This window comes from Bacillus sp. SORGH_AS_0510 (genome assembly GCF_030818775.1).
Classification (GTDB): domain Bacteria; phylum Bacillota; class Bacilli; order Bacillales; family Cytobacillaceae; genus Neobacillus.
Genome location: NZ_JAUTAU010000001.1, coordinates 3,884,230 through 3,897,868, shown reverse-complemented (window position 1 = coordinate 3,897,868; position 13,639 = coordinate 3,884,230). Strand labels below are relative to the sequence as shown.

Below are 13,639 nucleotides of genomic sequence, written 5' to 3'. Positions count from 1 at the left end.
GATGATTTATCTTTCATTCTTTTTAACTGTCACCTTAAGTATCTATGGTATTTTCAATTTAAGAACCGAGAAAAAAGGTTCGATTCAAGAACGGTTAAATTTCTTTTTATTAAATACTGAACAAGAAAACAAACCTGGTTTACTGGTAGAAACGCATCTGTCCTTTTATAAACGATTCATTTTACCGTTGTTTGTGGAGTTTAAAAAGAGCTTTAAAAAGAGGATGCCAGGGGAAAAGGAAGCAAAAATTGATAAAAAGGTTCAAATGGCTGGAAGTCCTTTTGGTATGACTGCGGTTGACTTCCGAATCGTTCAAGTGATATCCATTATTGTTCTCCCACTGATTTTCTTTGGATATGGTGCTCTATTAGAGGCTGGGAAAGGAATCGTGGTGATATTCGTTTTATTTGGAATCCTAATTGGTTTTTTTACCCCTCATTTTTATTTAAAACAGAAAATGAAGACAAGGAACCATTTGGCATTAAGAGAATTCCCGGATATTTTAGACCTTTTGACTGTTAGTCTTGAAGCAGGACTCGGGTTTGATGCTGCGATAAGTAAAGTGGTCGCAAAGAAAGAGGGTCCTCTCGCAATGGAATTGCACCGATGTTTAGAGGAAATTCGCTTGGGAAAAACGCGGAGAGAGGCTTTGTCGGGAATAAAAGAAAGACTTGATGTGGATGAAATAAAATCATTTATTGGTAGTGTTTTGCAGGCGGAAAAGCTTGGAATTGGGATGGTTCAAATGTTAAGAGTTATATCGAATGAAGTAAGAGAACAGCGAAAACAACGTGCAGAAGAAGAAGCAATGAAAGCACCAATTAAGATGCTATTCCCTTTAGTACTTTTCATTTTTCCTAGTTTATTTATCGTATTATTGGGTCCTGCAGTCATTCAAGTTATTGAAACTTTTAAAAATGGATAACCCCTTTGTTGTCGATGCAAAGGGGTTTTTGTGCTTTTGATTTGTTAGATTCTTCTGTTTATTCTATTATTAAAGTAGTAATGAATTCATTTAGAGGTGATAACCATGAGATTTGTAACTGTTCAGCAAAATAATGAAAATTTTGTTGGGGTGGTAGATGCTGAGAATACAAAGGTCTTATTATTAAATCCAACAGAAGAAGCAAGGACTGGTAATAAAGTATTTCCTTCTACAATGCAGGAATGTATTGCACTAGGTGACACTTTCATCAACCAAGTTCAAAGTTTGCTAGATTGGGTAGAAACAACTGGAAAAGTTGAAGCGTATTATCTTCCTATTGAAGAAGTTACCTTCCTCGCTCCTATTCCAAGGCCAAACAAGAATATTTTTTGTGTAGGCAAGAATTACGTGGAACATGCACTTGAATTGGGAAGTGTTGATGATATTCCAGAACATGTAATGGTCTTTACGAAAGCCCCTACATCTGTTACCGGACCAAGTACTGCTGTTTTAAATCATAAGTCTATTACAAATCAATTGGATTATGAAGGGGAACTGGCTGTAATTATTGGTAAAAAGGGCAGAGGAATCGAAAAGGATGAGGCACTTGATTATGTTTTTTGGATATACGATTATTAATGATGTGACGGCTAGAGACCTTCAATCTAAGCATAAGCAATTTTTCATTGGAAAGAGTTTAGATACCACCTGTCCAATGGGACCCTGGATTGTGCATAAAAGCTTAGTTGAAAACCCAAACCGCTTACATATTGAAACAAGAGTCAATGGGGAAGTAAGACAAAGTTCAAATACAGACAAGTTTATTTTTCCTGTTGAAGAAATTATTGCTGTTCTATCAGCGGGTATGACGCTAGAGCCTGGAGACATTATCGCGACTGGCACCCCAGCGGGAGTAGGAAAAGGGTTTAAACCGCCAAAATTTTTAATGCCAGGAGACCAAGTGGAAATCTATGTAGAAAATATAGGAACATTAATAAATACAATTGAAGAATAAAGGTATTCGTGTTTGTTACTATTTTGACATACTAATCTTCGTAATTTTGTATCGCCTATGGTATGATAGTCTCTAATAATACTCTTAAGGAGGCCACTAAATGATTCACGGTCATATTACAGCATGGGTTTTAGCTCTAATTTTATTTTTTGTTGCACTTTCCCTACATAAAAGTGGAAAAGAAAAAGGCGCAAAAATTGTACAAATGATTTTACGCGTATTATACATTCTTATTATTGCATCAGGTTTAGGACTTCTTTTCATGGTGAATAAGATTGATGTCTGGTATATTTTGAAAGCGGTAGCCGGACTTTGGGTAATTGGATTATTAGAAATGATCCTTGGCCGAGTTAGAAATAACAGAAATACATCCGTTTTTTGGATTCAGTTTATTGTTGCTTTCCTACTTGTTTTATACCTAGGCTTCGTAAAACTGCCTATGTCATTTTTACATCCGTAAAAAAATGGGGACAGTCCCCCAGCGCTTTAGCGCAGTGGGGGACTGTCCCCCCTTTAATAGAGAGAGGAGAGAGATGTATGATTGTAAAGGTTTTTGCTAATCTCCGGCAAATATGTGGTGGGGTAACTGTTGAAGTGCTGCCTGACGGTGACCGGGTCATTGATGTTCTTGATAAAATGGTTGAGATGTTCCCAGATATACAAGCCGAGATATTTACACCTGAAAAAACCTTATTACCATTTGTTCATGTGTATGTAAATGGACAAAATATCATCCATCTTGCCGATCTGGAGACAAAAGTGGATGAAAAGGATCAATTTGCACTCTTTCCCCCTGTTGCAGGTGGATGATATGGTAACAAAAGATTTAGAGTTTCGTGGAATTAACCGCAAACATCTTGGGATGTATTTTGAAGAACTTGGTGCAATGTTAGTAACTGACACCTTTCCATATATTTATCTTGCTGAGGGGTGGGGAGGGGAAATAGTAGCTGAAAAAGAAATTGCTTTTACCCAGGTCTTTAAAGTGAATTCAGTCTACATTCGTTTTTCTGCCCCAAGCGAAAGAGAGCTAGAAGAACTCATTAAAAATTACCGCTATAAGACTACTAGAATTGGTGGTTAGAAAAAGAGGAAGAATCCCATTTTGGATTCTTCCTCTTTTGGTGTTAGATTGTCTGTGTGAGTTCAGGCCCAATTATCCCTAGTTCACGAAGTTTTTCTTCTGTTGCAATGCCATCTTTCCAACCACGGACTTGGTAATATTCTTCAAGCATGATATCCATACGGCTTACATGTCCGGCACTATTGCCGGTTGCTGGTTCTTCAGTAAAGCGTTTTGGCAGGAAGTCATCTTCCGCCTTATTGAATCCTGCTAAGTTATTATAATAGCGTTCAAGATTATAAATTCTTTCTCCTGCCTTCATGACATCTTCTGCTGTCATTGAGATGCCAGTCATAGCACTATATTGCTCGGCATAATGCTCTGCATTTTCAGAGAAAGAAGAGAATTTACAGATGTTCATAGAATCAGAGAATGCAAGCATATCTTGGAAAATCTTAAGTAGTTCACCTTTTCCTTCTGGTTTTAGACGGTCGGTTGGCTCCGGAATACCGGCAATTTCGCTGGCTACGGTATAACCGCGCAGGTGACATGCACCGCGGTTACTAGTTGCATAGCCTAAGCCAATTCCTTGGATCCCACGTGGGTCATATGCTGGAATAGATTGGCCTTTAACAGACATCGAAAGCTCAGGTACTTCCCATGCTGCAGTAGCACGGGCAGGACCTTCGGCTAGGATACCGCCAAAGCCTTCACGGTAAGCAATTTTCTTCGTTAAATCAATCATAGAATCGGCATCTCCCCAGACTAACTCTTCGGAAATGATACCTTTCTCGTAAGCTTCCATTGTAACAGAGAAGCAATGGCCAAGTTCAATCGTATCAAGACCGTATTCATTACAACGATCGATTAAATATGAAATCGCTTCTGCATCACTTAATAGACAGTTAGAGCCAAGTGACCATGCAGACTCAAATTCAACGCTTTCTACACGTGTCTTATACTTACCATCTTTCACTTCAACCTCAATTTTACAACCAACTGGGCAGGCATGGCAGGTATTGTTGGCTACACGTAAATGTGTGTTAACGTATTCACCACTGTGCTTTTCTGCTTCATCCCAGTGTGTTAATTGAGAGTTCTTCGTAGGAAGTGCTCCTACCTCATTAATAAGGTTTGTTAAAACGTTAGTTCCATAAACAGATAGTCCACCCTTATTAGGTGCAGTTAAACCACCATCTAAGATTGCTTTTACAGCTTTTTTGTTCGCTTCTTTGTACTCACTGTCTAATTTAGGTTGAGGCATATTTCCTTTTTGTGCAGCTTTGATAACAATAGCCTTCAATTTTTTATAACCAGCAACTGCAGCTGTTCCACCGCGTCCTGCTGCACGGTCGTGTTCATTAATAAATGATGCAAAGCGAACGGTGTTTTCCCCGGCTTGACCAATGGCCATCACACTAAGGTCTGTTTCACCAAACTGATCCTTCATTGCTTTAATAAATTCTCTAGTACTTGTTCCCCAAAGGTTTGATGCATCGCGAAGCTCGGCTTTTCCTTCTTCGATGTAAAGATAAACAGGCTTATCACTTTTTCCAGAGAAGATGATATTATCAACACCTGCCCATTTAAGACGTGCAGCAGTCCAACCGCCAATGTGAGAATCAGTTACCGTTCCTGTAAGCGGAGATTTAGTAACGACACAAAGGCGTCCGCTCATGGAAGAGCGTGAACCAGTCACAGGGCCTGTCATAAAACATAAGATGTTTTCTTCTGAAAGCGGTTCCACTTCTGGTCCGTTATCAAGTACATATTTTACACCAAGGCCACGGCCCCCTATGTACTTAATCGCATCCTCTTCGTTGATAGGTCTGTAATCAACAGTTCCACTTGTTAAGTCAACTAACACTTCTTTGTTCTTAAAACCACCTAAATTCAAAGCTTTTCCCCCTCTTTCAATTTAATTGAATTAATTATTAATCTCTTATAAATCCAAAATTTAGATATATATCCAATTTTATTATAACGCTTAATGAATTTTTTTAAAATTAAAAATTTTTAAGAGGCAGTGAAAATAATTTGATAAGATAATAGTATAAAAATGACCGTATCAATAGGGACAAGGTATCTAGAAAAGGGGTATAGAATGAGTAGTTTAGATCGTTATTCCAGACAAATTCTTTTTAAAGCAATTGGGGAAGAAGGGCAAATGAAGCTGTTAAAAAGCCGTGTGGCTGTTGTTGGAGTAGGTGCACTAGGGAGTGTCATTGCCAATCATCTCGTCCGCTCAGGTGTGGGGTACATAAGGCTCATAGATCGGGATGTTGTTGAATTATCTAATTTACAGAGACAGACTCTATTTGATGAAGAGGATGCTAGACAACATTTTCCGAAGGCAGCCGCAGCTAAAAGAAGATTAAATATGGTTAATTCAAGTGTCTCAGTCGACGCGGTTATTACCGATTTAAATTTGGATAATGCAGAGGAGTTGTTAAATAGCTTTGATGTTATTGTAGATGGTACAGATAATTTTAGGACTCGCTTCTTAATCAATGATGTAGCTGTGAAATACTCTATTCCTTGGGGTTCATGGGGGGGCTGTAAGTTCGAGGGGGATGTTTGCGGTCATTAAACCGGGAGAAACCCCTTGTTATCGTTGTCTTTTCCCACATGTTCCTACCACAACAGGTGAAACTTGTGATACGGTAGGAGTGTTATCACCTTTAACAGATATCATAGGTTCCTTTCAGGCCATGGAAACAATCAAACTATTAGTGGGGGCAAAAACCACTCCAAATTTAGAACAAATCGACATTTGGGATCTTTCTTCCATGCAAATGGATATATCCAATGGAAGGAATCCTTCTTGCCCTTGTTGTGTAAAAGGACAATTTGATTTTCTTGATCGATCTTCTGAGCATCAGCTGGCATACACGACACTCTGTGGTCGTGAGACTGTTCAAATTAATCCAAGGGATAAGCACGAACTGGATTTGAAAAAGGTAGCAGATCATCTTAAGAGTACCGGGAAAGTGGCAGGTAATAGTTTTTTACTGCGCTATTCACCGGGGGAAGAGATAACTATGGCTATTTTTAAAGATGGTCGTGTTCTTATCCATGGGACAAATGATATCATACGAGCAAAACAGTTGTACGCAAAATATATTGGCAGCTAACTAATGAAAAAAAAGAAAAGGCCTGGAATTCTCCATGCCTTTTTTACATATTAGAAAGTATAAAATTCGAATTCGAGAATTATCCAGCTCCAGCGCCTAGCCCCTCGGGTCTGACCAAGGCGCTTTCGCTTTTCTTTATGAAATAATTTTTTCAATAATTAATCGTTTGCCGGTGTTGATTGTGAACTCGAACCGGTCATTTACTTTTTCGTAGTAACAAAAATGATGCTGTACATTACAAATCTGTTCTTGATTGTCAAATACCATAAAGTTAACCCCATCTTTTCGATGTTCGTCAGATAAGAAGGATAAATGGTTATAACAATAGATGCAATCGTAAATGGAAAAATTCAATGAGTTTAGCGTGGTGATAAACTGAAAAAAGGCATCATCATTTACCCCATCTAAAAGTCGCTCAAGAGAATATACTAAATGCTTTCTTATTCTTATTAAATCGTGGTCACGGAACAAAATAATTTCCTTTCCACATTGGATCTTACCAGGTTCATTTAAAATACCTTTCCTCCAGCGATTAAGGCGGAAGATTTCGACTTCTTGATGAATAAAATCATCTAACATAGTTGCTTCATCTGTTTCCTCATCGAAAAATATCCATTGATTATTGATTTGCTCTACTGTTCCTTCGTTAAAGGCCCTATGTTGAATATCATATAGTTTGAGTCGTTGTTGTCGATTCATCATTAACCTCCATGCCATTTACGTTCATTCTACTTTGTAGACATCTTTGAGTCTTTTTATAACCGTTTATAGTAAAAAGGAAAAAATTAAAATTTTTTTACTTTGTTAATTAATCTCACATGAATAAGCCCAGGGAGTAATCCTCTCCTATTCCCAAAATGAGTGAGTTTTTACGAAGCGTGCTTTCGATTTTATAGGACAATTAACCAATGAACATGGGCTGAATACAATGAAGCATGTAATCAAGGTTCACAATTCGAAAGCAGGGAAGTGAAAGAAATGTGCGGAATCTCGGGTTGGATTGATTTTAATAAAGCAATTAAAAAAGAAACTGAAACCCTTAAGAAAATGGTTCATACATTAGAAAAAAGAGGACCTGATGAAACGAATATCTGGTACGATACGCATGTCGGATTTGGGCATAAACGATTGGTCGTGGTCGACCCTGAAGGGGGAAGACAACCAATGACCAAACAAAAAGACGGTAATAATTACACCATTTGCTACAATGGGGAATTATACAATACTGAGGATATCCGCAAAATACTCCTTACTAAAGGATATTCGTTTAAGGGGCATTCTGATACAGAAGTACTGTTAACAGCCTATATAGAATGGGCGGAAGAGTGCGTAAATTATTTAAATGGGATATACGCCTTTGCCGTTTGGGATTCCAAAAGAGAATTACTCTTTATTGGACGAGACCGTTTAGGGGTAAAGCCCTTATTCTATAAAGAACATAAACAAGGAATTATCTTTGCATCAGAAATTAAGGCACTACTTGCACATCCTGAGGTAAAATCAGAAATTACCTATGAGGGGCTTGCCGAGGTTCTTGGTGCGGGGCCGTCTAAATCACCCGGATCAGGAATTTTTAAAGGTATCAAAGAATTGAGACCTGCCCATGCTCTTACTTTTTCAAAGAATGGATTGAAAATGTGGCGGTATTGGAATGTAAAGAGTGAGGAACATAAGGAAAACGCTGATGAAACGGCTGAGAGAGTCCGCTATTTGGTAACAGATGCAGTAACAAGACAGCTAGTGTCAGATGTGCCGCTTTGTACTTTTTTATCAGGTGGTCTGGATTCAAGTATTATTACAGCCATCGCTGCAAAGGGGTTTGAAGAGCAAGGGAAAGGGAAGCTTCATACTTATTCAATTGATTATGAGGGCAATGATCATCATTTCTCTTCGAATGAATTCCAGCCAGAAGCAGATGGGAAATTCATCCAAATGATGACTGATCATTTTGGTACCACACATACTAATAAGACTATTTCACAAGCACAATTAGTTAACGATTTATTGGAAGCAACCCATGTGAAAGACCTTCCTGGTATGGCGGATGTAGACTCCTCGTTGCTTTGGTTTTGTAAGGAAATTAAGAAAGATTTTGTCGTTAGTTTATCAGGAGAATGTGCAGACGAGATCTTTGGCGGTTACCCATGGTTCCATCGGAAGCAGGATTTGGAGAGGGAAGGATTCCCTTGGATGCGTTCTGTTCATGAACGGCAAGCGTTGTTACAGCCTAAATGGCAGAAAAGGTTAAGATTAGATGAATATTGCTTGGAGAAATATAAACAGGCAATTGCTGAAACACCTAAACTAGAAGGGGAAAGCTTAGAAGAGGCTAAAAGAAGAGAATTATTTTATATTAATATGACATGGTTTATGACAACACTACTTGATCGAAAAGATCGGATGAGTATGGGTGCTAGTCTGGAGGTCCGTGTTCCTTTTGCCGATCATCGCCTTGTTGAATATGTTTGGAATATCCCTTGGGAAATAAAGATGTATCGTGGCAGAGAAAAAGGCATCCTTCGGAAAGCATTTGAAGGAATTCTTCCTGAGGAGGTGCTTTACCGAAAGAAAAGCCCATATCCAAAGACACATAATCCGGAATATACGATGGCCATTCAAAAATGGATGGAACAAATTCTTCAAGATAAATCTTCTGTTCTACATGAATTCTTCCAAAAAGACCAGCTAGAAGGGATTGTTAGCTCCGGCGGTAAATCCTTTCAAGAGCCTTGGTTTGGTCAGTTGATGACAGGACCACAATTATTAGCCTATCTAGTGCAACTTCATACATGGTTTAAGGATTACAATATCAATATAGTAAATTAATAGAAAAAACGTAGTTAGGTGCTTATTCCATTTGGAATTAACCCTATATTAGATTAAAATGATTGTAGGGAAGGGGAAATCCTCTTCCCTTTTTATAGGGAGGATAGGTAATAGTATATGAAAAAAACGATACTTATTTTAATGGCGTTCTTGTTACTTTCTTCGGTTCCTGCAGAGGCAGCGGTAAAAAAGGAAAATCGCCTATGGCAGGATGAAACGGTTTATTCCATTATGATTGATCGCTTCAATAATGGGGATATTGCAAATGATGTGGATGTAAATGCTAAAGATCCTTTAGCCTATCATGGCGGTGATTTTCAAGGAATTATTGATCGGCTTGACTACATACACGATATGGGATTCACAGCAATACGCTTAACTCCCATTTTTGATAATACTGCTCAAGGATACGATGGCTTCTCGGTAAAAGATTATTATAAAACAGATGAGCATTTTGGCAGCATAAAGAAGTTTCAGGAGCTTGTTAAAGAAGCGCATGACCGGAAAATGAAAGTATTAATTGATTTTGTTACAAGTAATAAAGCTTCTGTAAACCAAATGGATGAAGGAAACTTAATTGATGCAGCAAAATGGTGGGTTAAGAAAACGGATATTGATGGCTATAGTCTACCTGATGTGGATAAGACAAAGTTAAGTTTCTGGAAGAATTTTTCAAAAGAAATGAAAAATACAAATAGGAACTTGTTCTTACTTGGGATTTTTTCAAAAGGTACTTCATCAGATATAAAGCAATATAAACAAGCGGGAATTGACAGTCTATTAGATTATTCTAATCTTGCAAGTGTAAGAAAAATCTTTGCCACTACAGATGAATCATTCGGACCTCTATCTATAGATTATGAAAAAGGAGAAGATTCATTTTTAAAAGCATCATTAATGGATAACGAGTATACCACTAGATTCACTACTGACATTGTTGAAAAGAGACAGTTTCCTGGTTCACGCTGGAAAACAGCATTAACTTATATGTACACTACTCCAGGGATTCCCTTCGTTTATTATGGGACAGAGATAGCCTTAATTGGCGGAGATATTCCTGATAACAGAAGGCAAATGAATTTTCGAGCGGATAAGGAACTGATTGACTATATTACAAAAATAGGTGAATTAAGAAATCAGCTGCCATCCTTAACAAGAGGAAGCATGGAAATGCTGTATGAGAAAAAGGGAATGGTTGTTTATAAACGTACCTATAAAGGCGAAACATCCATCGTCGCTATTAATAATACGAGTAAATCACAAAAGGTAATTTTAACGAAAGAGCAACTAGAGGGCGGAAAAGAACTTCGTGGGTTACTTGCAGGGGATATTGTTCGTAGCCATGACAACCAATATATTCTAATACTCGATCGTGATAACTCTGAAATCTATGTCTTAACTGAAAAGAGTGGAGCTAATATTCCGCTTATCTCATCCATGGTTATTGTATATATTTTGGTTTCTATCTTTCTTTTCATCATAATAAAAAGAAGAAAAAGTAAAAAGACTGAATAAACGCATTGGGGTTACCCCTAAAGGGTTCACGGTGGGGTGGTCGAAGACAAATTGACAGATGAAATGGCATGTAAATTGACGCATGCCATTTTTTTGTTATATAGGTTTAATGTCAATTTATATGTCATTTAGAATGCCAAAATAAGTGCGAATTAGAGGTTAATGAGAGAAGGGGAAGGAAAATTAGAGCTTCGGTCGTTGAGACGAGTTCATAACGACCGAAGCGTTAAGAAAATCAGGGCTTCGGTCGTTTAAAAGGGTTATTAACGACCGAAGGGGTAAAAAAATCAGGGCTTCGGTCGTTTAGAAGGGTTCATAACGACCGAAGGGGTAAAAAAATCAGGGCTTGGGTCGTTTAAAAGGGTTCATAACTATAAATGCTAATTTTAATATGTACAGAAATGATTGTATAAGAATGTACAGTTTTGGGTAGTACATGGCATACTCTTATCGAGGTGGAGAGTATGTATGTTCAACTAGATATTACAACAAATTTTGAAATCAACAGTCTTACAGACTTACCAAAACTTAAACTTCTTATGGAGAATTTAAATATGAAAATTAACAAGAGTAAATTAGCTAGAGAATTAAATGTAGATCGGAGGACAGTTGATAAATATATTAATGGATATGTGCCTCAAAAGAAACGAGATAGAGAATCTAAGATAGATGATTATTACGGAGTAATAAAGCTACTGCTTTCCCGAGAGTCTAAGCAGAGATTTTTTTATAAACGTGTTCTATGGCAGTATTTAAAAGATAATCATGGACTGGAATGTTCCCAGTCAACATTTCGAGCTTATATAGCTCGTAAACCAGAGTTTCAAGCATACTTTAGTGAGGGGAAACGTACAGAAACTGTTCACTCCGTAATTCGTTATGAAACCCTTCCGGGTGAACAAGCTCAAATAGATTGGAAGGAGAATATCCGGTATATAACGAAAGATGGAGAAATTCTTTATGTAAATGTGGCTGTTTTTCTTTTGTCCCATTCCCGTTTTAGAACCTTTCATTTAACAATATCAAAGTCACAAAGCGTATTGATGTCCTTTCTGACAGAAAGCTTTGAAGCCATTGGGGGAGTGCCTAAAAACCTTGTGACGGATAATATGAAAACAGTAATGGATGAACCACGAACCGAGTATTCAAAGGGAGTAGTGAATGAACGCTTTGGTCAATTTGAAAAGGATTTTGGGTTTAAAGTAAGGCCTTGTATTGCAGGACGACCAAGGACGAAGGGGAAAGTTGAAAGTCCTATGAAATTGATAGACGAGATTCATGCCTATCAGGGAAAATTTGATTATGAGGAGCTTCATGCGTTTGTGCAGAGCCTTTGTGAACGGATTAACCACAGTTACCATCAGGGTACAGGGAAAATACCTATTTTGGCCATTGAACAAGAAAAAAATCTCTTATTGCCCCTACCAAGAAAGCAAATAAGAGATTCTTATAAGATCCACCATAAACTTGTACAGGTCAATTCCGCTTGCATGATTACTTATAAATCAAACCAGTATTCAGTTCCAGCTGAATACAAAGGGAAAACCGTTGGTTTACAAGTATATGATAATCAAATCCATATTTATTATAACACGGAGTTAATCGCGAAACACGAGGTCAGTGAAATCAAACTCAACTATAAAAAAGAACACTACGTTGAGGCACTCTCAAGAGGGCTTCCGCACTTTCCGGATATTGATGAGCTGGCTAAAAATAACTTACGAGCGATTGATGAGGTGTATAAAAATGAATAGTAGTTATCAACAATTAATGCAAAACCTTGAGTATTTAAAATTAAAACAGATGATTGGTCATCTTGGTGAAACGATTGATTTTGGTATGAGTAATCAATTATCTTTTGTAGACACACTCTTAAAACTAACAAATTATGAAATCGATATGCGTGAAAAAACCATGGTTAATTCAATGGTCAAGGTGGGGGCCTTCCCCCACCGTAAAGAGATAAAGGATTTTGATTTTAATTTCCAACCATCAGTAAACAAGCAGCAAATACTTGATTTTACAACATTACGATTTCTCGAAGAGAAAGAGAATATCGTATTCTTGGGACCTAGTGGAGTCGGAAAGACACATTTAGCAACAGCCATAGGGATAGCAGCAGCCAAGAAACGAACCAGTACCTATTTTATAAAATGTAATGAATTAATCCTGCAATTAAAAAGAGCAAAATTAGAAAATCGCTTAGAAAGTCGATTAAAGCATTATGGAAAGTATAAGTTATTAATTATTGATGAAATTGGATATCTACCAATTGATCGTGAGGATGCCAAATTGTTCTTCCAGCTAATTGATTTAAGATATGAGAAAAAAAGCACCATATTAACCACAAATGTAAGCTTTAAGCAGTGGGATGAGGTCTTCCAGGATACAAAAATAGCAAATGCCATATTGGATCGTGTATTACACCACGCAACAGTTGTGAACATAATTGGTGATTCGTATCGTATTAAAAATCATTTGGAAAAGGAAAACGAGTAATTTTTGTACATTCTTAAACAATCAAAAATGTACATACTTAGCTTGACATTTACATCATAACGACCGAAGGGGTAAAAAAATCAGGTCTTCGGTCGGTTAGAAGGGTTCATAACGACCGAAGCGTTAAAAAAATCAGGGCTTCGGTCGTTTAAAGGGGTTCATAACGACCGAAGGGGTAAAAAAATCAGGACTTCGGTCGATTAGAAGGGTTCATAACGACCGAAGGGGTAAAAAAATCAGGGCTCCGGTCGATTAGAAGGGTTCATAATGACCGAAGGGGTAAAAAAATCAGGGCTTGGGTCGTTTAAAAGGGTTCATAACGACCGAAGGGGTAAAAAAATCAGGACTTCGGTCGATTAGAAGGGTTCATAACGACCGAAGCGGTAAGAAAATCAGGACTTCGGTCGTTTAAAAGGGTTCATAACGAACGAAGGGGTAAAAAAATCAGGTCTTTGGTCGATTAGAAGGGTTCATAACGACCGAAGGGGTAAAAAAATCAGGACTTCGGTCGATTAGAAGGGTTCATAACGACCGAAGGGGTAAAAAAATCAGGACTTCGGTCGTTTAGAAGGGTTCATAACGACCGAAGGGGTAAAAAAATCAGGACTTCGGTCGTTTTAAAGGGTTCATAACGACCGAAGGGGTAAAAAAATCAGGGCTCC

12 protein-coding genes and 1 pseudogene are annotated in these 13,639 nt (G+C 37.8%); 11 read left to right on the top strand and 2 right to left on the bottom strand.

The features are described from left to right. The first annotated feature begins 1 nt into the window (after position 1). The 5 genes and pseudogenes from QE429_RS19925 (at position 2) to QE429_RS19905 (ending at position 3,024) form a co-directional block, all read left to right on the top strand. Positions 2-925, top strand: coding sequence for a type II secretion system F family protein (locus tag QE429_RS19925; RefSeq protein WP_307289519.1), 924 nt, complete (start codon positions 2-4; stop codon positions 923-925). Between the two features lie 105 nt (positions 926-1,030). Next, a pseudogene (locus tag QE429_RS19920) lies at positions 1,031-1,940 on the top strand (fumarylacetoacetate hydrolase family protein). Positions 1,941-2,040: 100 nt separating this feature from the next. After that, the gene (locus tag QE429_RS19915) at positions 2,041-2,400 is read left to right on the top strand and encodes a YisL family protein (RefSeq protein WP_307289517.1); all 360 of its coding nucleotides are present in this window, start codon (positions 2,041-2,043) and stop codon (positions 2,398-2,400) included. 77 nt (positions 2,401-2,477) lie between these two features. After that, positions 2,478-2,750 carry a ubiquitin-like small modifier protein 1 gene (locus tag QE429_RS19910; protein ID WP_307289515.1) on the top strand — a complete coding sequence of 91 codons (273 nt, stop codon included), beginning with the start codon at positions 2,478-2,480 and terminating at the stop codon, positions 2,748-2,750. A 1-nt stretch (position 2,751) separates the two neighbouring features. Further along, entirely contained in the window at positions 2,752-3,024 is a 273-nt protein-coding gene (locus tag QE429_RS19905; RefSeq protein WP_307289513.1) for a MoaD-like domain-containing protein, read from the top strand. Positions 3,025-3,067: 43 nt separating this feature from the next. Here the strand turns inward: QE429_RS19905 and QE429_RS19900 are convergent, their stop codons facing one another. Next, on the bottom strand, positions 3,068-4,900 hold the full coding sequence (locus tag QE429_RS19900; RefSeq protein ID WP_307289512.1) for an aldehyde ferredoxin oxidoreductase family protein: 1,833 nt from the start codon (positions 4,898-4,900) through the stop codon (positions 3,068-3,070). Positions 4,901-5,107: 207 nt separating this feature from the next. Here QE429_RS19900 and QE429_RS19895 point away from each other — a divergent pair, with 207 nt between their 5' ends. Then, positions 5,108-5,593: a ThiF family adenylyltransferase gene (locus tag QE429_RS19895; protein ID WP_307289511.1), complete on the top strand. Its 486-nt coding sequence runs from the start codon at positions 5,108-5,110 to the stop codon at positions 5,591-5,593. Continuing rightward, a complete protein-coding gene (locus tag QE429_RS19890; RefSeq protein WP_307289509.1) occupies positions 5,577-6,137 on the top strand; it encodes a ThiF family adenylyltransferase in 561 nt (186 codons plus the stop codon). Before QE429_RS19895 ends, QE429_RS19890 begins: the two co-directional genes overlap by 17 nt. A 135-nt stretch (positions 6,138-6,272) precedes the next feature. Here QE429_RS19890 and QE429_RS19885 read toward each other — a convergent pair whose 3' ends face one another. Beyond that, positions 6,273-6,836 carry a DUF2777 domain-containing protein gene (locus QE429_RS19885; protein WP_307289508.1) on the bottom strand — a complete coding sequence of 188 codons (564 nt, stop codon included), beginning with the start codon at positions 6,834-6,836 and terminating at the stop codon, positions 6,273-6,275. A 279-nt stretch (positions 6,837-7,115) separates the two neighbouring features. On the opposite strand from QE429_RS19885, the gene asnB reads away from it, so the two are divergent. The 4 genes from asnB to istB all read left to right on the top strand — a co-directional run bounded on the left by asnB (position 7,116) and on the right by istB (position 12,977). Next, the gene (gene asnB / locus QE429_RS19880) at positions 7,116-8,963 is read left to right on the top strand and encodes an asparagine synthase (glutamine-hydrolyzing) (RefSeq protein WP_307289507.1); all 1,848 of its coding nucleotides are present in this window, start codon (positions 7,116-7,118) and stop codon (positions 8,961-8,963) included. A 117-nt stretch (positions 8,964-9,080) separates the two neighbouring features. Continuing rightward, positions 9,081-10,478, top strand: a complete 1,398-nt coding sequence (locus QE429_RS19875; RefSeq protein ID WP_307289506.1) for an alpha-amylase family glycosyl hydrolase — start codon at positions 9,081-9,083, stop codon at positions 10,476-10,478. A 464-nt stretch (positions 10,479-10,942) separates the two neighbouring features. Then, entirely contained in the window at positions 10,943-12,232 is a 1,290-nt protein-coding gene (gene istA, locus QE429_RS19870) for an IS21 family transposase (RefSeq protein WP_307282676.1), read from the top strand. Continuing rightward, positions 12,225-12,977, top strand: a complete 753-nt coding sequence (gene istB, locus QE429_RS19865) for an IS21-like element helper ATPase IstB (protein WP_307282679.1) — start codon at positions 12,225-12,227, stop codon at positions 12,975-12,977. The genes istA and istB overlap by 8 nt, the downstream gene beginning before the upstream one ends. Positions 12,978-13,639: the final 662 nt, after the last annotated feature.